Origin of the sequence: Shewanella chilikensis, assembly GCF_037953065.1 — a bacterium.
Taxonomy (GTDB): domain Bacteria; phylum Pseudomonadota; class Gammaproteobacteria; order Enterobacterales; family Shewanellaceae; genus Shewanella; species Shewanella chilikensis.
In genome coordinates this window covers 3,193,073-3,214,744 of record NZ_CP149966.1, presented here as the reverse complement: position 1 = coordinate 3,214,744, position 21,672 = coordinate 3,193,073, and the positions used below count along the sequence as shown (strand labels likewise).

The following is a 21,672-nucleotide window of genomic DNA, read 5'->3' as shown; positions in this document are numbered from 1 at the left end:
CCGTCGGCAGCGCAGCCCCCTTAGCTTAAGGAATAGTAAAGGTATCAGGAGATGAGTATGTGGCGAAAATCAGTGATCTTGCTGTGGTTGAGTATGCTTGTGGCTTGCAGCTCCATTCCCAAAGACTGGTCCGGTATGAGTTCAACCGAGATAGCCTCCTGGAAAGAGGCAGGTTTTGATTCCCGAAGCGCCCAGCAGTGGCATGTTGCCGGATTTGACGCCTCAAGCGCAGGCGCCTGGCAGGATGCAGGCTTTAAACTCGATGATGCCAAGGCCTGGAGCAAGCAAAACTTCACCCCGGTTGAGGCCAAGAGTTGGCGCGCCGGTGGCTTTGACTTGGAGGATGCCATGAAAAACCGTGCCAAGGGGCTGACACCGATAGTGGATCACGAACTCAAGCCCTAACCGGTCAGGTTCACAGAAATAGGCGCTATCCGCGCCCATTTTGCATCTGTTTACAATTTCGAGCTAATTCTTTCCCTGCTTGGGTTACACTCTGCTGCCTCAATGCTGTAAGGAATGGAGTCACAGATGATCCTCAAACCCGTTGCCACCAATCTGATCACCGGCTTTCTCGGCTCAGGCAAAACCACCTTTATTAAAGCGCTGCTGGCCAATAAGCCTGCGGGCGAGACTTGGGCGGTATTGGTCAATGAGTTCGGTGAAATAGGAATAGATGCCGGTCTGATGGGGCAGAGTGACTCCGGCGTTGTCATACGAGAAGTGCCCGGCGGCTGTTTGTGCTGCGCCGCCGGGGTGCCGACTCAAGTGGCGGTGACTCAACTGCTGGCCCGGGCCAAACCCGACAGGTTGCTGATAGAACCCACCGGCCTTGGCCATCCCAAAGAGATTTTGAAAACCCTAAGCTCGAAACAGTTTGCCGAAGTGCTCAGCCTCAAGGCCAGTATCTGTCTGTTTGACCCGCGTAAACTCAGTGACAAGCGCTACAGCGAACATGAGAACTTTCTCTCCCAGTTGCAGATAGCCGATATCCTGCTGGCCGGCAAGCAGGACCTTTGGCAACAGCAAGAGCCAATGATTCCGTCTGGGGATGAGTTGCAAAATGATCTGGGGGGAGATCTGCTAAGAGAACAGATAGCCGCCTTTATTGCCGCTCAGCAACTGCAAGGGGAGCTGTTCTACTGGTCCAAAGAGCAGAAGCTCAATGATGAATTGTTGCGTTCGCTCGCTCGGCCGGCAAAGGCCAATTTGAACGCTAAAGCCACTCCCTTAGGCGCCGGGCTGCTGCGGCAAAATGCCGGTGTGTTTGCCATCAAGCCACTCGGCGCCGAGCCGCAGAGCCCGGAAACGCCTGAGTGGGACGCTCGCGGCATAGTGTTCAAAAGTAATAAAGGCGAGGGCTGTTACAGCTATGGCTGGATCTTTACTCCGGATTGGCTGTTCGATCTCGAGCGCCTCTATCGCTGGGCCAAGGCACTCGATGTGGTGCGGCTAAAAGCTGTGATGATCACCAAAGACGGCATAGCGGCGCTCAATATGCTCGACGGTGAATTGAGCGTTGAAGAGCTCGATGATGCCATGGACTCCAGGCTGGAGATCATCAGTCGCGCCCCTTTGCAGCCTGAATCTTTGGAGCAGCAACTGCTCGCCATGAAAGTCGCCGAATAACGCCCTATTCAAGGCGGTGGCATCCAGGCTGATAACTCGGGTACAATCCGCCATTCACTTTTCTAAGGTGATTGATTTCGGAGCGCTAATTTGAAAAGAGGCCGAGCAGGTGCCTCTTAATATGGCCTCTGATATCGAACTTATGGTTTAACACCTTCGATGTTGAGAAAGCGTCATGACCCCAAACAGCCCACAGACTGAGCAGGATCTCGCCTTACTGCAGCAACCTGTCAGTAAACTCTTTTGGCGTTACACAGTCCCCACTGTGATGTCCATGTTGGTGACCGGAATTTACGTCACCATAGACGGGATGTTTATCGGCCACTACCTGGGGGAAACGGGTCTGGCGGGTATTATGCTGGCTTACCCTGTGGGCGCCATTCTCTATGCGCTCGGTGCGCTTTTGGGCATGGGCGGCGCCGCGCTTATCTCCATCAATCTTGGCCGCGGTGATGTCGCCAGGGCCAGAAAAATTCTCGGCAATACCTTCAGTCTTTGCCTGTTGAGTGCGCTGGTGGTGTCGCTTGCCGGTACCATGTTGACCGACGATATTCTGCGCTGGCTGAAAGCCGAAGGTGAGGTCTATGAAGGCGCCTACCAATACCTGTTCTGGTACTTTGCCTTGGGCATTTTCCCCATCATCTCCATGGCCTTCTCGGCGCTTTTGCGTAATGACGGTCGCCCCAGTTTCGTCACCTGGATCCTGGTATTTGGGGGCGTGCTCAACACCCTGCTGGATTGGCTGTTTATTGTGGTCTTTCCCTTTGGCCTTGCCGGTGCCGCCATTGCTACCATGTTGTCCCAGGCGGTCACCGGCGGCCTGTGTCTGCAACATTTCTTCGGCAAGCGCACCCGGCTTAATATCGACTGGCAGCAGATGAAACTGAGCCTGGAGCTGGTTTGGGAAATCGTCAAGCTGGGGATGCCCAGTTTCCTGATGAATCTCTACCTGTCGATTGTATTGACCATGCATAACATGGCGCTGCTCTGGACCGGCACTTCGCTGCATGTGGCCGCCTATGGCGTGGTGAGCTATACCGAAGCCCTGTTTTACTTTGTGTTTGAAGGCATAGCCCTCGGCACACAACCGATTCTCAGCTTCAATGCCGGTGCCGGTCGATATGACAGGGTCAAGCAGACCGCCAAAATGGCGTTTTCCGTCACCTTAATCTGCGCCTTGCTGGGATTAGTGCTTATCTACAGCCGCCCGGAATGGATGGTGTATCTGTTTGCCGGTGACAACCCGACCCTGGCCCCGGTTGCCATTGAGGGCATGTATCTCTATTTCTGGGGCTTGCCGATGGAAGGCTTGATTTTGGTGGGAGCCAGTTTCTTCCAGGCCATCAATCGTCCGGCAGAGGCCTCGATACTCACGGGCAGTAAGTTGCTGCTGATAGGCCTGTTCCTCTGGGGGTTTGCCTGGGCCTTTGGCGTGCCGGGCGTGTGGATCTCCTTGGCGTCCTGCAGCAGCCTATTGTGCCTGTGGATGTTCTACAACTTAAAACGCACCAAGGTGGCATTACACCAGCCTTGAGCGACAGGAAATGATGGCAAATATTTACCTGCATCAGTGATATATAAAGAAATATTAATTTAGAACTCGGGTTATTTTTGAGCGGGATCATGTTATAAAAGACTATCTTGCATTAGTTCATACTCTTGGGGGAATTTGTGACCAGTAAGCGGATTTTGATTGTGGGCGGCGGCGCCGGAGGATTGGCGCTGGCATCCAAGCTGGGACGCAAATTGGGCCTGAAGAAAGAGGCTGAAATAACCCTGATAGATAAGAGTCCGGTACATATCTGGAAGCCCAAACTGCACGAAGTGGCCGTTGGGGTGATAGATCAATCGGTAGAAGGCTTGCTGTATCGCGACCATGGCCTGAAAAATGGCTATCGCTTTCTACGCGGTGAAATGCTGCAATGCGATCCCGAGGCCAAGACCATCACCTTGGCCGGAGTCAGTAATGATGACGGCGAGCAGATTATCGCCGAGCGTGAGTTACCCTATGATTATCTGGTAGTTGCCATCGGCGGAGTGGCCAACAGCTTCAACACCCCGGGTGCCAAAGAGCACTGTATCTTCCTCGACAGCCTCGATAGCGCCAATCAATTTCACCACAAGTTACTGGACAACCTGTTGCTGCTGGATGAAACCAGCGAAAAACTCAGTATCGGCATAGTGGGCGCCGGCGCGACCGGAGTTGAGCTGGCCGCCGAGTTGCATCATGTGCTGGACTCGGTCAAAGAATACGGTTACCTCAATGTCGATAAGCATCATCTGGAAATTCACCTGATTGAGGCGGCGCCCAAGATATTGCCGGCGTTGCCGGACAAGGTGAGCTCCAGGGCCCAGTCTGTACTGGATCATATCGGAGTTCGCTTGCATATCGGGGTGCAGGTCAAAGAGGTGACCAAGCAGGGATTTGTGACTCAGGAAGATGTGCTGATCCCCGCCGGACTCAAAGTATGGGCGGCCGGCGTCAAGGGGCCGGATGTACTGCAACAGTTTGATAAGTTGCCGGTCAATAACCGTAACCTTATCGAGGTCGATGCCTGTATGCGGGTTAAGGGTCACAAGGATATCTACGCCTTGGGCGACTGCGCCTTTTTGGTGCAGGACAACGGTAAGCCTGTGCCTCCCCGGGCCCAAGCCGCATCGCAGATGGCGGAAACTCTGTATAAAAATATTCTCAACCGTTTGAAGGGCAAGGCAGAAAATCCTTTTGTTTATCGCGACTATGGTTCATTGGTGTCACTGAGCCGTTTCTCGGCGGTGGGCAATCTGATGGGCAACCTGAGATCCGGCTCCCTGTTTATTGAGGGTTACGTGGCGCGGATGATGTACATGTCTCTGTATCAACGCCATCTGGCGAGTTTGTACGGTTGGTTTTCGGCGTTGGTGTATCGTCTGGCGCAGCGGCTGCTGAAGTGGCACAGGCCCAAACTCAAGTTGCACTGATAAAGTGTTTTGAATCTTATCGCAAAGGCGCTCTGTAGAGCGCCTTTTTAGTGGCTGGAATTTCAGCTTGCTTGCACCCTGGCGCTCGAGTCTCTGATAACCGGCTCTGGGGTAAAGATTTCGCTGCGAACGCTCTGCTCACGGCGATTGGCGATCAACAGCTCGGTAGCTATCTGGGCAATCTTGCCGTTGGGCTGATGCACTGTGGTCAACTTGGGCCAGGTTTGGCGTGAGAAGGGACTGTCCTCAAAGCCGACAATCGAGAGCTCGGTGGGAATATCCATCCCTTCCAACCTGGCGGCAAACAGGGCTCCGGCGGCGATTTCGTCGTTACAGGCCACTATGGCGCTGGGCCGATTCGCCCCTTTGAGCAGCTTCTTGGCACCCTCAACTCCGGATTCAAATGAGTATTCTCCCTCGACAATCAGATCGGAAGACTCGTCCAGGCCGTTATCTCTCAAGGCCTGACGATAACCTTCCAGGCGCTCCTTGGTGGATTGGTGCTGATAGTCGCCGCTGAGAAAAGCGATTTGCCTATGCCCGAGATCAATAAGATGTTGGGTGATGGCCACGGCGCCGGATCTGTCGTTAACCAATACCGCCAGCCCGCTATCGGCCTTTACTCTGTCACCTGCCATGATGCGAACATAGTTGGCGCCTATGGCATCCAGGGCTGAGAGTACCTTGGGATCTTCCGATAGCGGCGGCGTCAGTACCAGCCCGGCCAGGCGAGCATGTTTCACCATGGTGGTCAGTTGTTCACAAATACCCTCGGCCTTGGCATCACAGGGATGGATCAACAGCTCATAGCCCTTGTCCCGACAGGCGGAGAGAATACCGTTTTGCATATCGATAATGTAATAGGCATTGGGGTTGTCATAGACGAAGCCTATGACATAGGAACTGGTGGCAGCCAAGTTGCGGGCTGCTAAATTAGGTTGGTAATTCAACTCTTTGATTGCAGCATTGACCTTGTCGATAGTGGCCTGTTTAACCGAAGGCTCATTATTGGTGACCCGGGATACTGTCTTGATGGAAACGCCGGCATATTTAGCCACGTCATTGATGGTTACTTTCATTCAACTTAGTCCGAGATATCAGGCGAATACTCACAGCCAGCAGGGGCCGGAAGCGGCATGGCCGCTGTCGAGCATCTTATACTGCTGACTTTTAACCAGTTTGGCAACGCAGAATTTAGCCATGATTTAGTCTAGGACTAAATTTGTTTCCCGCTACTGTTGCCATGCTTGGTTGTATAAAACTCTGCTTGAATAGTTTTTAACCAGTTTAAAAATCTGTTTTACCCCATTAATACAGTAATATGACAGTTTTTGTTTGCTTGGCAGTTATTTTGTTGTGGTAAGGCTGTTAATTATTGTGTAATGTTTATTCCTGGACATGACAGCGTTGTCATTCTCTTGGAGAGAATGGTTATGGCGACAAAAAAGATAATAAAGTGATGGAAGGGAAACGAGATGAAAACATCTACCTTTAAGAAAACTGCCCTCGCTGCAAATATCGCTATCCTGCTTGGGGGAGCGGTATCTGTTGGCGCGCTGGCTGCCGAGGCAGCAGATAACAACAGCAACGAAACTGCCAATATAGAAAAAATAGAAGTTCGCGGCATGCGTGCCTCGATGAAGGCTTCGGTCAATACCAAGCGTTTTTCTGATGCCGTGGTCGATGCGGTAACTTCAGAAGATATAGGTAAATTCCCCGACAGTGATGTGGGTGAGTCTCTGGGACGTATTCCCGGGGTCGCCGTTAACCGCCAGTTCGGTCAGGGGCAACAGGTTTCTATCCGCGGTGCCTCGGCGCAGCTGACCAGTACCCAGCTTAATGGCCACTCGGTAGCTTCTACCGGTTGGTTCGATCAGCAGGCCATCGACCGCAGTTTCAACTACACCTTGCTGCCGCCAGAGATGGTGGGCTCGATTGAAGTCTACAAATCTTCCCAGGCCGATATTGCCGAAGGTGGCATAGGCGGTACTGTCATCATCAACACCCGCAAACCGCTGGATTTGGATGCCAACTCGGTTTTCCTGAGCGCCAAAGGGGACTATGGCAGCGTCTCGGAAGAGATAGATCCTGAAGCCTCCGGCCTCTACAGCTGGAAAAATGAAGATGAAAACTTCGGTGTGTTGCTGGCCGGTTCCTGGAGCCAAACAGACTATCAGCGCAATGGCATCGAAACCCTGCTTGGCTGGGGGGAGATAGTGCCAACCACTTTCCAACAGGATCGTGAGCGCACCGCAATTAACCTGGTGTTGCAGTATCGTCCTACCGACAGATTGGAACTGGGGCTCAACTACATGAATCTGGAGCTGGACGCCAACAACGCCAACACCTCCATCTTCCTGTTCCCCACACAGCGAGGCGACTACACCTGTGAACAGGTTAATGCCGCTGGTGTCTGTACCAAGATAAACCACAGCGATCAAGGCGGTTTTGCCTGGGCACAAACCTGGGCCCGTAAGGCGAGCATGAGCTCGGATACAGTGGATTTCAACTTCAACTATGAAGCGGATAACTTCACTGTTGAAGGCCGTATAGGTCGCACCGAAGCCGAGGGTGGTACCGACTTGACTGCCAACTATGGCAACTCAATTGGTGTCCCGGCTGACTTTGCCGGTATCTATGACGCCACCGGCGATAAGATCAATATCGACATCGCCAACAAGTATTTTGAGGCCGGCGACTTTAACGACCCATTGGCCACTGCAGGCTGGGCGTTGAAGAAGCAGCCCAACACGGATGAAGAAACCTTCGCTCAGTTGGACTTCAACTTCCCGGTAGCCTGGGGCGCTATCAGTGCCATCAAGACAGGTGTGAGCTATGCCGATCATGAAGTCACCCAGATGACAGATAAGGCGATAGTCAATGATGCCAAGGTTCTGACCAAAGATGCTTCTGCCTACTACAATGGCACCATGTCATCCGGCGCCGGTTTCACTCTGCCTGAACCGATATTTGATGCCATGATTGCCGATGCCTATGCCGCCATCGATGGCTTTACTATCGACAAATCCGGTTATGGCACCATCCAGGAGGAGAACCTGGCCCTGTACGCCATGGCTACTTTTGCCGGGGAAGGATTTCGCGGTAACTTCGGTTTCCGTTATATCTCGACCGACATCGAGTCTGACTATTACGCGCTTAATAAACAGGGGCAGTTTGCCGATGATCTGAGCACGGACAAGTCCAGCTATAACGACGTACTGCCGAGCGTTAACATCGCCTTCGACTTGAGCGAGGATGTGATACTGCGCGCCTCAGCTGCTCAGGTGATCTCTCGTCCCAACTACGCCGAGCTGTTTGCCACCTCGACCCTGCCGGGTTACAACGATGGCACACCTTACAATGAAAAGCTGGTGCGTGGCAGTGTGGCGTTGGATCCATTCAAGGCGACTCAGGCCGACCTGAGTCTGGAGTGGTACTTCAGTGATTCTGGCCTGTTTGCCGCTACTTACTTTATCAAGGATGTCAGCTCCTTTATCACCACTAAACAGAAGCTGAATCAGCAGATAGGGATTGAAGATCCCAACCTGGTAACCGAAGGTAAAAGTTCTTGTGGCGTAGGTATTTATGACTGCTGGACAGTGAGTGAGAAGTACAATGCCGACGGCGGCAGCATAGATGGTATCGAGCTGCAGCTGCAGGACTCCTTCGACAATGGTTTGGGTTACTCAGTGAACTATACTTTTGCCGATGCATCCTCTCCGGCAGAAAACTATCCGGATCGTGTGGGCGTGTTCTCTGATTCATCCAAGCATACCGTCAACCTGGTAGGTTACTATGAGATGGACGACTTTAGCGCTCGTCTGGCCTATAACTGGCGCTCTGAGTATATGATGCGCGAGCTGCCTGGCTTTTACGGTAACCGTCAGCACGAGTCTTACGGGACCTTGGACCTCAGTGCCAGCTACTCGGTAACCGACTATTTGGATATCACCTTTGAAGCGGTCAACATCACCGAAGAAGACAGCATACAGACGGGTGTTTCCCCAATTAGTGCAGAGGATGTGATCAAGGAATTCAAGGCCGATTACCCAGTGTGGAGCTTTGAAGGCGAAGCCAGATATAAAGTGGGCGTAGCCCTGCGCTTCTAAGCACAAGCCTTTATTTTCAATACCAAAGCCGACCCCAGGGTCGGCTTTTTATTCTGGGTTATTGTTCGAGGTGTTCACAGTGTCATTTACGTCGTCAGGATGAGCTATCTCTGAGGGTAGAGGAATGACTGATTTGGCTAATGATATTGACGATGCATTAGCTTCTGGAGGTAAACCGAACAAAGTTACTTGGATAGCTTTGTGCAAGTTGTTCAATGATGGGGAGTTATTGTCACCTAGGAGGTGTTGCGTTAATCTCAAACCATTAATTGGCCTAAATTGTCTTTGATAATTGGTGGCTGAAGCATAAGTAAGCGTTTGCTATGAGCGCTGTGACTCATTACCCAGGCACTCGAGGTCCCTGCTCAGCGGGAGGAGAATAATAACAAAACCAAGGAGAGTATTATGAAGTCGGCTGTTGAGCAGTTGTCCACCTATAAGAGTGTGCATCTGAACCCCACCAATATCAAAAGCCATTTTATTGGTATCCCATTGATAATCTGGTCAGTATTTTTAATGCTGTCGCTATGGCGTCTGCCTTTTGTTGAAGGTACGTTCAGCATAGCCATGCTGCTGGCTGTCGGGGTCATGGTCTATTACATTAAGCTGCATTGGCGTTTGGCGCTGGGACTGGCGCTGTTTATCCTGCCAGTGATTCTGACAACTGAATGGCTCTATAACCTGGGCTATGCCAGTATCTGGTTGGGAATAACCGTTTTTGTTATAGGTTGGATATTCCAGTTTATCGGTCACAAGTATGAAAAGGCCAAACCGGCCTTTATCGATGATCTCAACCAGCTGCTTATTGGCCCGTTTTTCCTGATGGCCGAAGTATTTTTTATGCTGGGACTGGAAGAGGAGTTGGATAACACTATTACCGCGATTGCTCGAGATAAACGCCGGGCATTGGAAGCCGCCAAAAGGGCAGACAAAACTGCCCAATGACTTAGTTCAAAGCAAGTTGAGTGTCAGGATGGGCGATAAAATTGTGGCATGATCCGTACTGTTTTGATCATGTTGTCGGCCACTTCTACCACTTCCATCGGGTAACCTGCGAGCCGCAGGCTGGTGTTGGCCTGGGGGATCTCCTCCAGATATTCCAGGATCAAACCATTGAGGGTCTTGGGGCCGTCGGTGGGAAAGTCCCACTCCATCTCTTTGTTGAGGTCGCGGATATTGATGGTGGCATCGATCAGGAAGCTGCCATCCTGCTGCGGGGTAATATCTTCGCTGGGAGTGGTGATCATGGAAGTGGTAAAGTCGCCGACGATTTCTTCAAGAATATCCTCCAGCGTCACCAAACCTTGAATATCACCGTATTCATCCACCACCAGGCCGATGCGTTCCTTATTGTGCTGGAAGTTGGCCAATTGCACGTTGAGCGGCGTGCCTTCGGGAATAAAGTACAGCTCTTTTACAGCCCTCAGCAGGGAAGATTTACTGAACTGTTCCTTGGATTGCAGTCTTAACGCATCACGCAGATGCACAAAACCCACGGCATCATCTATGTTGTCACGATACAAGAGTACCCGGGTATGCGGGCTCTGAATAACCTGTTTGTTAATGCTCTTGAAGTCATCATTGACATTAATGGCGTAGAGTTCGGAGCGGGGCACCATGATGTCTTCCACTGTGACCTTTTCCAGATCCAGAATTGACAACAACATCTCCTGGTGGCGCCTTGGGATAAGGGCTCCTGCTTCATGCACAACAGTGCGGAGTTCCTCCTGGCTCAGGGCGTCATCGGTACGTATGGTGCGGATCCCCATCAGTCTGAGTATGAAAGACGTGATGATGTTGACGCTTTTGACCAGAGGCAAAAACAGCCATAACAACCACTTGAGTATCAGGCTTGAAGGGAAGGCGATGCGTTCTGGGTGCAGTGCAGCTACAGTTTTGGGAGTCACTTCGGCAAACACCAATACCACGAGTGTCAGTACCCCTGTGGCGATGGCTAGTCCTAAGTCGCCCCAGAGTCGGATACCCAAAATAGTGGCGATTGAGGAGGCGAGAATATTAACCAGGTTATTGCCTATGAGGATCAGGCCTATGAGTTTGTCGGGACGGTCGAGTAGTTTGATGGCGCGTTTGGCACCTTTGTGGCCATTATTGGCCAGATGACGTAACCGGTAGCGGTTGAGGGTCATCATGGCGGTTTCCGAACCGGAAAAATACGCCGAAATCAGGATTAACAGCAGTAGAATTATCAGGAGTATGCCGGTCGATATATCGTCCAAAAAGGGGCCCCGTCAGGAATAGCGAAAGTTAGTAAATACTGGCAATTGGATGGAGTGTCAAGTCAGGCAAAGGTCTAGCCTTGCCCGACTTAATTCAGATTAACTCAGGATAAGTTCTTTGACGATGCGGGCGCCAAAGTAAGCCAGGGAGAGCAGGCTGGCACCGGTCAGACTGTAGATTACTGCCGTGCGGATACGACAACCCAGAGTATATTGCTGCCACAGCATAGCGATATAGACGAACCAAGCCAGAATGGAAAGTACCGCCTTGTGGCCCTTGCCATCGGCAAACATGTCATCAAGGAAAATAAAGCCGGTGGCCAGTGACAGACTCAGCAGAATCACCCCTATGATGATCAGATGATACAGCTGCTTTTCGACCGTCATCAGTGGCGGAAGCGCGGGGTTCAAAATCAGTTGCTTTTTCTTTAACTTATTTTGGATTACCGCCAGTTGTATGGCGTAAAGCGCTGCTATCATCAAGGCACTGTAGGCCATTAGCGACAACACCACATGGACCAATACTTCTGGGTGCAGTTCAAAATGAGTGATGTACTTAGGTGGCAGTAGCCATAGCAGGGATACGGATATCACAGAGCAGGCGTACACCACAGGTACCAGCACTATGACCTTGATACGGGAAAGTACCAAGGTAAAGGCCAGGGCGATAATCCAGTTCACCATAGATATTACATTGGTCAGACTGAAATTCTGGCCATCGACAGTAAAGATCGCCTGGTACAAGGCTGCAGCGTGCAGAATCACACCCAAAGCGGCAAAACCGGCAACGGCGCGGCGATTGGGCCCCTCGGCGTGAAACAAGCGGCTTGTCACTAATATCAGCGCTATGCTGTAGAAAAACATCGCGGCAGCAGAGAGAATGACCATCTGGGATTAACCTATCCTTATGTGTAATTGGCCTCTGTGGGCAGCTTTAGAAAACTTGCTGGTATTAGAATAACATGAGCCACTGGTAATTGGGCAGTGACCTAGACGACAAAATTACTCAGTGCCCGGTAGATTAGTGCGTAATAAAGGGTAATTGGTTCCCGTCAAAAACATTCATTTGTACCTTGATAAGCGTCTATTTAACCCCATGTTGAGAACAGGGCTGCATTAATACCCCGGCTATAGTTATAATATGCCCCATCATTTTACATTCATAAACGGTATAGAACTGGACGATGTTTGAGAATCTCACCGACAGATTGTCCCGCACCCTGAAAAATATCAGTGGTCGGGGTCGCTTGACTGAAGAGAACGTGAAGGACACCCTGCGCGAAGTTCGTATGGCACTGCTAGAGGCCGATGTGGCTCTGCCTGTGGTGCGGGAATTTGTCAGCAGCGTCAAAGAGCGTGCCGTTGGCCAGGAAGTGGCCAAGAGCCTGACCCCTGGGCAGGTATTTGTCAAAATCGTTCAGAGTGAGCTGGAAAAAGCCATGGGGGAAGCCAACGAGGCTCTCAACCTGGCTGCTCAGCCACCTGCTGTATTGATGATGGCAGGACTGCAGGGTGCGGGTAAAACTACCAGTGTTGCCAAGCTGGGTAAGTTCCTGCGTACCAGACAGAAGAAGTCTGTACTTGTGGTCAGTGCCGACGTATACCGTCCGGCGGCGATTAAGCAGCTGGAAACCCTGGCCAATGAAGTCGAAGTCGAATTTTTCCCATCGGACGTCAGCCAAAAGCCGGTGGATATCGCCAATGCCGCCATCGCTTACGCCAAGCGTAAGTTTATCGATGTAGTGATTCTGGATACCGCCGGTCGTCTGCATGTGGACGAGGCGATGATGGATGAAATCAAGGCACTGCACGCCGCGGTCAAGCCGGTTGAAACTCTATTTGTGGTTGACGCCATGACAGGTCAGGATGCGGCCAATACCGCTAAGGCCTTTAATGAAGCGCTGCCGCTGACCGGGGTGATCCTCACCAAGGTGGATGGTGATGCCAGAGGCGGTGCAGCCCTGTCCATTCGCCATATCACAGGTAAACCGATTAAGTTCCTGGGGGTGGGTGAAAAAACAGATGCGCTCGAGCCTTTCCACCCAGACAGGGTAGCTTCCCGTATTCTGGGGATGGGCGACGTATTGTCGCTCATCGAAGAAGTTGAACGCGGTGTTGATAAGGAAAAAGCCCTTAAGCTGGCCTCTAAAGTGAAGTCCGGCGGCAGCTTTGACCTTGAAGACTTCCGTGAGCAGCTGCAGCAGATGAAGAATATGGGCGGCATGATGGGGATGCTGGAAAAACTACCCGGTGTTGGTCAACTGCCTCCCGATGCTTTGGCTCAGGTGCAAAACGGTAAGCTCACAGGCCAAATGGAGGCTATTATTAACTCCATGACGCCAAATGAACGTAAGCGTCCGGATATGATCAAGGGCTCACGAAAACGCCGCATCGCTGCCGGTTCCGGTACTCAAATTCAAGATGTAAACCGTTTGCTGAAGCAGTTTACCCAGATGCAGAAAATGATGAAGAAAATGTCCGCCAAAGGCGGCATGCATAAGATGATGCGCGGCCTGGGCGGCATGTTGCCCCCGGGAATGAAGTTCCCCGGTCGCTGATACAAAATGACCTTACTTGATGTTCTTAGCTATTGTCCCGCTTGGGATAAGCTGTGAATGGGCGTTGTAAAATTAGCCGGGATCGGTTGCAATCGCCCGAAAGTCAGGTAAAATCTTCCGGCTTTCTATCTGGGACTCTTCGCGAACACGGGGTTCCAGTTTTTATTTTTGCTGAAAAGCAAATCATTAGAGGATAAAGAACGCATGGTTACCATTCGTTTAGCTCGTGGTGGCGCGAAAAAGCGTCCATTTTACAACATCGTTGTTGCTGATAGCCGCAATGCCCGTGACGGTCGTTTCATCGAGCGTGTAGGTTTCTTCAACCCTCTGGCCAAAGGCCAGGAAGAAACTCTGCGCCTGGATCTGGACCGTGTTGAGCACTGGGTTTCAAACGGTGCTGCAACTACAGAACGCGTAGCAAAACTGATCAAAGACGCTCGTAAAGCAGCTGCTTAATAGCGTTTAAGGTATAGATTGATGAGCAGTAACCCACAGCCAATCGTGTTGGGCAAACTTGGTTCCAGCTATGGCATTAAAGGTTGGCTGAAAATCACCGCCTATACCGATTCTGTTGAAGGTATTTTTGACTATTCACCTTGGCTCATTAAAGAGCAGGGCGAATGGCGTGAAGTGAAGGTCACCCAGTGGCGCTATCAGGGCAAGGCGGTTGTTGCCGCACTTGAAGGGGTAGAGACGCGGGAGCGGGCGCAGATGCTCACTAACTGTGAGATCGGCATCTTGCCTGAGCAGATGAAAGACCTGCCGGAAGATGAATTCTACTGGCGCGATCTTATCGGCTGCGAAGTGATCAACACCAAGGGCTACAACATGGGTAAGGTCGATCAGATCGTGGAAACAGGATCCAACGACGTCTTGCTGGTGAAAGCCAACGCCAAAGATAGCTTTGGCAAAGCGGAACGTATGATCCCCTTTGTCACCGAACAGTTCATCAAAGAGGTGAACGTTTCGGCAAAACAGATTTTAGTGGATTGGGATCCGGACTTCTGAGTCGAGGAAACAGCTTATGTGGTTAGGGGTAATCACCCTGTTTCCGGAGATGTTTCGAGCAGTAACAGACTTTGGCGTGACGGGTCGGGCCGTGAAGAATGGCCTGCTGGAAGTACAGACGTGGAATCCCAGGGATTTCACCCATGACAGACACAACACTGTGGACGACAGACCTTATGGTGGTGGTCCAGGAATGTTGATGATGGTTCAGCCCCTTCGCGATGCCATTCATGCAGCCAAGGCTGCGGCAGGTGAGGGAGCCAAGGTGATATATCTGTCACCTCAGGGACGCAAGCTGACTCAGCAAGGCGTATCTGAGCTGGCACTATCATCCAAGCTGATCCTGGTGTGCGGTCGCTACGAAGGTATCGATGAGCGCATCATTCAGACGGAAGTGGATGAGGAGTGGTCGATTGGTGATTACGTGCTCTCGGGCGGTGAATTGCCGGCAATGACCCTGATAGATTCGGTTTCGAGACTGGTTCCCGGCGTGCTGGGCAAACAGGCCTCGGCAGAGCAGGATTCCTTCTCTGACGGATTATTGGATTGTCCTCACTATACCCGGCCTGAATGTCTCGATGGACTGGATGTTCCGGCGGTGTTGCTCAGCGGCAACCACGAACAAATTAGACGCTGGCGTCTACAGCAGAGTTTGATAAGAACACTGCAGCGACGACCAGAATTATTTGAAAATCTAGCTCTGACTGACGAACAGACGACTCTATTAGCGCAGTTCGTTGACGCAATGGACTCAGCCTAGTCGCAGCTCAGTTAATTCTAGAACGGAGTAAGTTATGAACAACATCATTAAAATGCTCAACGATGAGCAAATGAAAAAAGACGTACCTGAGTTCGGTGCCGGTGATACCGTAGTCGTTCAGGTTCGTGTTAAAGAAGGTGACAAAGAGCGTCTGCAGGCCTTTGAAGGCGTGGTTATCGCTAAGCGTAACCGCGGTCTGCACTCTGCATTTACCGTACGTAAGATCTCTAATGGTGAAGGTGTTGAGCGTGCTTTCCAAACGCACAGCCCACTGATTTCCAGCATTGAAGTTAAGCGTCGTGGTCGCGTTCGTCGTGCCAAGCTTTACTATCTGCGTGAGCGTTCAGGTAAGTCTGCACGTATCCGTGAGAAGCTGGCTACTAAGTAAGCCGCTACATAAAGACGCAAGTGTTCGCACAGAGACCCGCCTATATGGCGGGTTTTTGTTTTCAGCCCCTAAACCTCCTTCATAGCCGAAGGCGTACATTCAGCTATGCCTGATGAATGTTTTTATTAGAAACTTCCCCTACCGCAACCAAAGCGCTCTGCTTGGGAATGTAAATTCTAAATATGGCATATGGGGCGGTAAGTTCCTGACAAGCGGCTTTTATAGAAAAGCGTTAACGTATTTTAGGGCGACACCTTTATCCCTTATTGAGATTATTGATGTTTGAGTAATTCTGTTGCAGATTTATAGGCGATATGTTTTTTGCTACACATCGTTTTCCATTAAAGCCGGGTCTTGTGTGCGAGATGTCTCACAAGGTTGTGAGACAAACAAGAGTTAAACAGCAGATTTTGTCGCTGGAAAATAATTAAACCATTTAAAATTAATTACTTATTAAACCCACTTTAATTGCTGCAAAAAAGTTACATGAGTTATTGAACGGTTTGTGTACAACTCCTGAGCCCGGATTGGATTAGTATTTAAATTATCCAAGGAGAAGGATGATTCAGGGAGCAAGGTCAGGATGATCTCAACCGTGAGGAACTCGGTCCAAGGATGATTCAAGGAAGATGCCTATCAGGATGATGGCAAATAGGGAAAGGTACTGACCCAAGGAATGTGGTCAGCGTCAGGAAGACGAAACAGGATGTATTGAACGGATGCGCAAGGACGGTACTGGACACGCTTAAGGATAGAGCAAGGCCCGATCAAGGGATAATCGGGACTAAGGGAACAGGTACGCAAGTACAGGGACTCACCAGGATGGTACAGGGAGTGCAGGACGCACGGCAGACGCATGGATGGTGCAGGGAAGCAACTTAATAGCTGGAAGGCTTAACAGAGAAACAGATGGGCGCGGCTTAATTGTCGCGCCCTTTCTTATTTTGAGGCTTTGACCTCGGGAGTATCTGCACATCAGGCTTTGATGGCTTAATATTTCAAAAGACAGCTTAATAGATAAACTCAGTCGTTCAATACTCTGAATTTTAATGGCAGAACAAGCCTCACTTGCTTTCAGCAGTAGGGAGGACCTCAACGGCACTTACCCGAACTGCACCCCCCTCGTGAGCCACAGCCGCCACCGACGCTGCCCCTGGCCGTTGGCGCTTCATGCCACTCGGGTTCGGGAAATATTGGCCATTCAATTTTCTGGATCTGTTTGCCATGCATCAGAATATGGCCGCGATACTGGTTGATGCCATCGGTACTGAACTCAAACATAAAGCGTGCCTTCCAGCACAGACCATTCTTGCCACCTATGCTGGGACGCGCCGACTCCATGGCAATGGCCAGCATCTGCACCTTTTGTCGTTGGCATTCCCGCTCGGCAAATACCCGGCTGAGTTCGGCCATTTGTCGCAGCTGCCAGAAAAACGCAGCAATCATAACCAGCGCTGCGATCAGTAGAAAATCTGTCATCATTCTGTGGTCGCCCTGAACAGACCGCCAATGGCGCCGGATAGGCGGTCACTGCGGTGAGGATTGCGAAGTTCGCTCAATACCTGGGTACGTATCCCGGGTATGGCCACAATATCAGCAAAGATTTGATTAAAGAAGCTTTGCTCCTGCAAAGCCAAAGCCTCGAGATAAATTTTGCGGCATTCATCCTGTTTCAGACTAAGCCAGCAGCGGGCGGCGATGGCGACCAGGGCATCAATATTTAGCGTTTGTTGCTTGTCCAGCTCAGTTATCGCCTGTTGGCAGAGTCCCGGGTGAGACGCCAAGGCGCGAAGGAAGTAAACCTTATGCTCAGGGGCAGCTTCTTTGAATGCCTGGAAGATCGTTTCGGCAAGCGGCTCAGGCAGCAATATATGTTCCAATTGTTGGCAAAGGGCAATCTGCACCTCGGTGGCGCCTTTGTTCAATCCTTGCTGCAACAGGGCTGAGTGGTCCAGTTCATTGACCCGGGCACAGATATCCGCCAGCCCTTGCAGTCCCAGATGTTGCCAGTTATCGGCAGCCACCTTGCCGCTCAGGTATTGGCAGGCATATTCATACTGTACCGAAGCGGCTTGTCCCAATTGTTTACGCACCAAGGCGTTGAACAGGGCCAATTTTTCCTGCGATGGCTTGAAACTGAAGGGGTGATTGGCCATCTGTTGCTGCTGGGCTTCACTCAGTTCACGGGTCAGGTTTTCCCCCATGGCTTCAAGCAGCATCTGAATAAACTGGCTACGCGCAGCGGGGACCAGGAGTCCGCGCTCATCCAAGGGTAATTTCAAGAACCAGATATACTGCTGATTACTGCCATCCCAGAACACCAGGGCAAACTGGGCGTGCCCTTGAATGGGAAAGGGGTAGGGGCTTTGAAGGGCTTCTATTTGATGAAAAGCCATGGGATCTATGTGCTGCACCCTGCGGCCGAGATCATAGACCTGATATTGGGTGTTGGCGGCGCTGAGAAGTTCGCTGAGGGTAGTGATACTGTCCATGCTCGTTTGACTCTTGTACAACAAATGCGGTGCATTATAGGGATAAGCTTGGCCCGATGGTATGATTGACGCCAATTTATTGTTTTGGATCTGCGAGGTAACAGATGCCTTTTCTGGCGACTGAAAAACTCCTGTTGGCCTTAGAGGTCGAATTGAAAGCGCTGGGAATGTGGAGCACAACTGCTCCAGACGAGGCAGCCTTGACCAGCCAGGTGCCCTTTGCCTGCGATAGCATGGCGTTTGAAGCTTGGCTGCAGTTTATTCTGTTGCCGAAAATGCGCCTACTGATAGAAGCACAAATGCCGTTGCCATCGTCCATAGCAACTGCGCCTATGGCCGAGCACGTTTGGGGTGAAGCGCCCACCTACCGTAATTTGATCACTTTGTTGAGAGCCTTGGATGAACTCCTTACCAAACAAGCAAGATGAGACTCAGCTTCAAGCCGAGCTTTCGGAGCAACCTTTGACTCCTGTGGATGAAGAATGCCCCGAGATCCGTATCCTCTATGAAGATGAACACCTGGTTGCCATTCATAAACCGGCCGGATTGCTGGTGCACAGAACCTATCTGGCGCGAAAAGAGCGTTTTTTTGCCATGCAGCTGACCCGGGATCTGGTGGGTTGCCACGTGTTTCCTGTGCACAGGTTGGATAGGCCGACCTCGGGCGTCCTGTTGTTTGCCAAGAGCAGTGAAGTTGCTGCTATTTTGTGTCAGCAGTTTGCTGGGCGCGAGACGCGTAAGGAATACCTGGCCCTGGTGCGCGGCAATATGCACCAAGCCGGTACGCTCGACTATCCACTCAAAGAAGAGCTCGATGCCGTGGCCGATAAACATGCTGATCACAACAAGGAAGCCCAGGATGCCATTACTCAATATGCGCCGCTACTCAATGCTGAGATCCCTTTCCCATCAGGGCGGTATCCCAGCAGTCGTTTCGCCTTGATGCGCCTTTCGCCGTTAACCGGACGAAAGCATCAACTCAGAAGGCATATGGCACATCTGCGTCACCCCATTATCGGCGACACCACCCACGGCGATGGCAAGCAAAACCGTTTCTTTCGTGAACACTTTGGTCTCAACCGTTTATGGTTGCTGGCTCAGAGCTTGAGCTTCACTCACCCAAAGACAGGCGAACCCGTCACCATAGTGACAGAGCCGGAGGCCGAATGGCAGCAAGTGTTCGATGGCCTGGGCTGGGATGAGTCCCAGCTTGAGTCAGACAGCGGTTTACTGCTGGCTTAGGGAAGGTGCGAATAAGTCCTCGTGGCACACATGGGACTTGTTCGCACCTTCCTTAGGTTTCGTCTTTATTGGTGCGCTGGTGCATCATGTCAAGCAAGGGACGGTAGGCGTCGAGTGGATAGTGGGCATGGTGTTGGTCTTGTTGAGCGGCTCTAAAGTAACACATACGGCGCACATGAGTTGCCCTTTGATGTTGCTTCTGAAGTTTCTGTCTGCTGCTCTGTCGCATCGCTGCGTTTCCTTATCGCCAATGGCGTGTCGGCTTGGTGTCTGTTGATGCTTATGCTTGCAGCATAAGCAGACGATACAGTATGGTGGAGAACAATGAATATTGGCTCCGAGGTGCAGAGTATAACATGAAAAAAGTGAACCTGGTGTTTGGAACTGTCTATGGTAATGCCCAGTTTGTTGCCGAGACGCTCCAGAAGCAGCTCCAGACTCATGGTGTGGATGCCAAACTTTGGCAAAGTCATGAGCTTAAAGGATATGTACCGACTGCCGATGAGTATTTGTTGCTGATATCTTCCACTACCGGGCAAGGGGATCTTCCGGATGATATTTTGCCTTGGTTTTTGGAACTGAAAGATACGGCCCCCTACTTACCAGAGCTTAGATACGGGGTTATTGCCCTGGGAGACTCGAGCTATGAGACCTTCTGTGGTGCCGGTAAACAATTGGATGAACTGTTTGCGGAGCTTGGTGCCAAACGTATCGGTGAGCGTTTGGAGATTGATGCCTGCGAAACCATGGAACCCGAGGTCGAGGCTCAAGAATGGCTCAACAACTGGCTACCCCTGCTGAAAACAGAAGCGGGCGCCTGAAAGGCTTTTCACAACATTGGTTTAAGTTTGCTCAGCGCCTGAGTCAGGCGCTGCTTGTCCCCATAGCTATCCTGCCCGCTGCCGGGGTGATGAAAGGCCTGGCCAGTACGCCGACAGGTATTTTGTCTCCTTCGCTCAATGAGCTGTTTGCCACCACAGGCAATCTCATCTTCACTATGATGCCGCTGCTGTTTGCCATCGCCATTGCCATAGGTTTTTGCCGCGATCAGGGGATTGCCGCCTTCAGCGCAGCGTTCGGTTTTGGGGTATTCAATTCCACTTTATCGCTGCTTTCCTCGCAAAACCCCGTGCATACCTCGGTTTGGCTCGGAGTGGAGACCATAGATACAGGTATAGCCGGTGGTATGTTGCTCGGGGTAATGACCTGCCTGGTGATGGCCATGAGTCGTCACTTGCGTTTGCCGGCTATCTTTTCCTTTTTTGAGGGCCGCCGCAGTGCGCCATTGCTGATGCTGCCGTTGGCTATGTTACTGGCTTATTTGTTGGCGCTTATCTGGCCACCTTTGGCTCACTATATTGAGGTGTTCTCCAACTGGGCTGTGTATCAAAAGCCGCAGCTGGCCTTTGCCATCTATGGCACAGTGGAACGCCTTTTGTTGCCACTTGGGCTGCACCATATCTGGAATGCGCCTTTCTACCTGGAACTTGGGCAGTATTATCAGGATGGTCAATGGCTCAGAGGCGAAGTGGCGCGCTACCTTGCCGGTGATCCCCAGGCCGGCAATCTGGCCGGGGGCTATCTCATCAAAATGTGGGGTCTGCCGGCGGCGGCCCTGGCGATTTGGCGCTGTGCCGACAAGAGTGAACGCAATCGGGTGGCAGGCATCATGCTGTCGGCGGCGGCCACCAGTTGGCTCACCGGGGTGACAGAGCCGATTGAGTTTGCCTTCCTGTTTGTGGCGCCTTTGCTGTATCTGGTGCACGCACTGCTGACTGGGCTGGCTTATGCAGTCTGTATCTGGCTCGATATTCACTATGGGCTGGTGTTTTCCAACGGTTTGCTGGATTTTGCCCTTCTGTGGCATCAATCTGCCAACGCCGGTTGGTTTCTGATCCTGGGTCCCTTGACAGCTGTCATCTATTACCTGATTTTCCGTGCTTCCATTATGGCATTCAATCTCAAGACGCCGGGGCGGCTGGAGCCGGAAAATGCCTCGGGCGGCAATCTGCTGGCCATGATAGGTGCCCTTGGCGGCGCCGCCAATATCCGCAACCTCAGTGCCTGTATGACCCGTTTGCGCCTGAGCGTCGAACGTCCTGAGCTAGTGGATAAATCCCGCCTATTGGGATTGGGTGCCAAGGGCGTGATAGTGGTGGGGCAGGGTGTTCAGGTGGTGTTTGGCACCAAGGCCGAGACCTTGAGAGGGCTTTTGCAAAGGTATCTGGATAGTCGTCAGGCCAGCCGGGGATAACGAGCTGCTTTCAATGAATAAATTTTAAGCGCAC

21 protein-coding genes are annotated in these 21,672 nt (G+C 51.5%); 15 read left to right on the top strand and 6 right to left on the bottom strand.

The genetic code is table 11. The features are described 5' to 3' along the window. Positions 1-57 precede the first annotated feature (57 nt). The 4 genes from WKR14_RS14555 (at position 58) to WKR14_RS14540 (ending at position 4,590) form a co-directional block, all read left to right on the top strand. A complete protein-coding gene (locus WKR14_RS14555) occupies positions 58-405 on the top strand; it encodes a hypothetical protein (RefSeq protein WP_101055428.1) in 348 nt (115 codons plus the stop codon). A gap of 126 nt (positions 406-531) precedes the next feature. Then, entirely contained in the window at positions 532-1,629 is a 1,098-nt protein-coding gene (locus WKR14_RS14550) for a CobW family GTP-binding protein (protein WP_339086628.1), read from the top strand. Positions 1,630-1,804: 175 nt separating this feature from the next. Beyond that, a complete protein-coding gene (locus WKR14_RS14545; RefSeq protein ID WP_165565392.1) occupies positions 1,805-3,163 on the top strand; it encodes an MATE family efflux transporter in 1,359 nt (452 codons plus the stop codon). A gap of 137 nt (positions 3,164-3,300) precedes the next feature. After that, entirely contained in the window at positions 3,301-4,590 is a 1,290-nt protein-coding gene (locus tag WKR14_RS14540) for an NAD(P)/FAD-dependent oxidoreductase (protein WP_101055473.1), read from the top strand. 62 nt (positions 4,591-4,652) lie between these two features. Here the strand turns inward: WKR14_RS14540 and WKR14_RS14535 are convergent, their stop codons facing one another. Then, entirely contained in the window at positions 4,653-5,669 is a 1,017-nt protein-coding gene (locus tag WKR14_RS14535; RefSeq protein WP_101055422.1) for a LacI family DNA-binding transcriptional regulator, read from the bottom strand. A gap of 396 nt (positions 5,670-6,065) precedes the next feature. Here WKR14_RS14535 and WKR14_RS14530 point away from each other — a divergent pair, with 396 nt between their 5' ends. Together WKR14_RS14530 and WKR14_RS14525 are read left to right on the top strand one after the other, a co-directional pair. Beyond that, entirely contained in the window at positions 6,066-8,699 is a 2,634-nt protein-coding gene (locus WKR14_RS14530) for a TonB-dependent receptor (RefSeq protein ID WP_165565391.1), read from the top strand. Between the two features lie 405 nt (positions 8,700-9,104). Further along, on the top strand, positions 9,105-9,644 hold the full coding sequence (locus WKR14_RS14525) for a DUF962 domain-containing protein (RefSeq protein ID WP_287590083.1): 540 nt from the start codon (positions 9,105-9,107) through the stop codon (positions 9,642-9,644). Positions 9,645-9,667: 23 nt separating this feature from the next. On the opposite strand, the gene WKR14_RS14520 is transcribed toward WKR14_RS14525, so the two are convergent. Further along, positions 9,668-10,936, bottom strand: coding sequence for an HlyC/CorC family transporter (locus tag WKR14_RS14520; protein WP_165565390.1), 1,269 nt, complete (start codon positions 10,934-10,936; stop codon positions 9,668-9,670). A gap of 99 nt (positions 10,937-11,035) precedes the next feature. Continuing rightward, positions 11,036-11,824, bottom strand: a complete 789-nt coding sequence (locus tag WKR14_RS14515) for a cytochrome C assembly family protein (RefSeq protein ID WP_101055416.1) — start codon at positions 11,822-11,824, stop codon at positions 11,036-11,038. A 296-nt stretch (positions 11,825-12,120) separates the two neighbouring features. Between WKR14_RS14515 and ffh the strand changes: the two genes are divergently transcribed. The 5 genes from ffh to rplS all read left to right on the top strand — a co-directional run bounded on the left by ffh (position 12,121) and on the right by rplS (position 15,650). Continuing rightward, entirely contained in the window at positions 12,121-13,494 is a 1,374-nt protein-coding gene (gene ffh / locus WKR14_RS14510) for a signal recognition particle protein (RefSeq protein ID WP_039034760.1), read from the top strand. A gap of 204 nt (positions 13,495-13,698) precedes the next feature. Next, positions 13,699-13,950, top strand: a complete 252-nt coding sequence (rpsP, locus tag WKR14_RS14505) for a 30S ribosomal protein S16 (RefSeq protein ID WP_025010564.1) — start codon at positions 13,699-13,701, stop codon at positions 13,948-13,950. A 21-nt stretch (positions 13,951-13,971) separates the two neighbouring features. Continuing rightward, positions 13,972-14,502 (top strand): ribosome maturation factor RimM, encoded by a 531-nt coding sequence (gene rimM, locus WKR14_RS14500; RefSeq protein WP_025010565.1) that lies wholly within the window; start codon positions 13,972-13,974, stop codon positions 14,500-14,502. 16 nt (positions 14,503-14,518) lie between these two features. Then, positions 14,519-15,262, top strand: coding sequence for a tRNA (guanosine(37)-N1)-methyltransferase TrmD (gene trmD / locus WKR14_RS14495; RefSeq protein WP_101055414.1), 744 nt, complete (start codon positions 14,519-14,521; stop codon positions 15,260-15,262). Positions 15,263-15,296: 34 nt separating this feature from the next. Beyond that, entirely contained in the window at positions 15,297-15,650 is a 354-nt protein-coding gene (gene rplS, locus WKR14_RS14490) for a 50S ribosomal protein L19 (protein WP_025010567.1), read from the top strand. A 1,092-nt stretch (positions 15,651-16,742) separates the two neighbouring features. Here rplS and WKR14_RS14485 read toward each other — a convergent pair. Beyond that, positions 16,743-17,132, bottom strand: a complete 390-nt coding sequence (locus tag WKR14_RS14485) for a DUF3301 domain-containing protein (RefSeq protein ID WP_101055410.1) — start codon at positions 17,130-17,132, stop codon at positions 16,743-16,745. Next, on the bottom strand, positions 17,129-18,142 hold the full coding sequence (locus WKR14_RS14480) for a DUF3549 family protein (RefSeq protein ID WP_101055408.1): 1,014 nt from the start codon (positions 18,140-18,142) through the stop codon (positions 17,129-17,131). The genes WKR14_RS14485 and WKR14_RS14480 overlap by 4 nt, the downstream gene beginning before the upstream one ends. Before the next feature lie 104 nt (positions 18,143-18,246). Here WKR14_RS14480 and WKR14_RS14475 point away from each other — a divergent pair, with 104 nt between their 5' ends. Both WKR14_RS14475 and truC read left to right on the top strand, forming a co-directional pair. Further along, complete coding sequence (locus WKR14_RS14475) at positions 18,247-18,570, top strand: YqcC family protein (protein ID WP_101055406.1); 324 nt, start codon at positions 18,247-18,249, stop codon at positions 18,568-18,570. Continuing rightward, positions 18,542-19,384, top strand: coding sequence for a tRNA pseudouridine(65) synthase TruC (gene truC, locus WKR14_RS14470; RefSeq protein WP_101055404.1), 843 nt, complete (start codon positions 18,542-18,544; stop codon positions 19,382-19,384). Before WKR14_RS14475 ends, truC begins: the two co-directional genes overlap by 29 nt. Positions 19,385-19,436: 52 nt before the next feature. On the opposite strand, the gene WKR14_RS14465 is transcribed toward truC, so the two are convergent. Continuing rightward, positions 19,437-19,613, bottom strand: a complete 177-nt coding sequence (locus WKR14_RS14465) for a hypothetical protein (protein ID WP_099049524.1) — start codon at positions 19,611-19,613, stop codon at positions 19,437-19,439. A gap of 127 nt (positions 19,614-19,740) precedes the next feature. Between WKR14_RS14465 and WKR14_RS14460 the strand changes: the two genes are divergently transcribed. Continuing rightward, positions 19,741-20,205: a flavodoxin gene (locus WKR14_RS14460; protein ID WP_165565389.1), complete on the top strand. Its 465-nt coding sequence runs from the start codon at positions 19,741-19,743 to the stop codon at positions 20,203-20,205. After that, positions 20,157-21,638, top strand: coding sequence for a PTS transporter subunit EIIC (locus WKR14_RS14455; RefSeq protein ID WP_101055402.1), 1,482 nt, complete (start codon positions 20,157-20,159; stop codon positions 21,636-21,638). Before WKR14_RS14460 ends, WKR14_RS14455 begins: the two co-directional genes overlap by 49 nt. Positions 21,639-21,672: the final 34 nt, after the last annotated feature.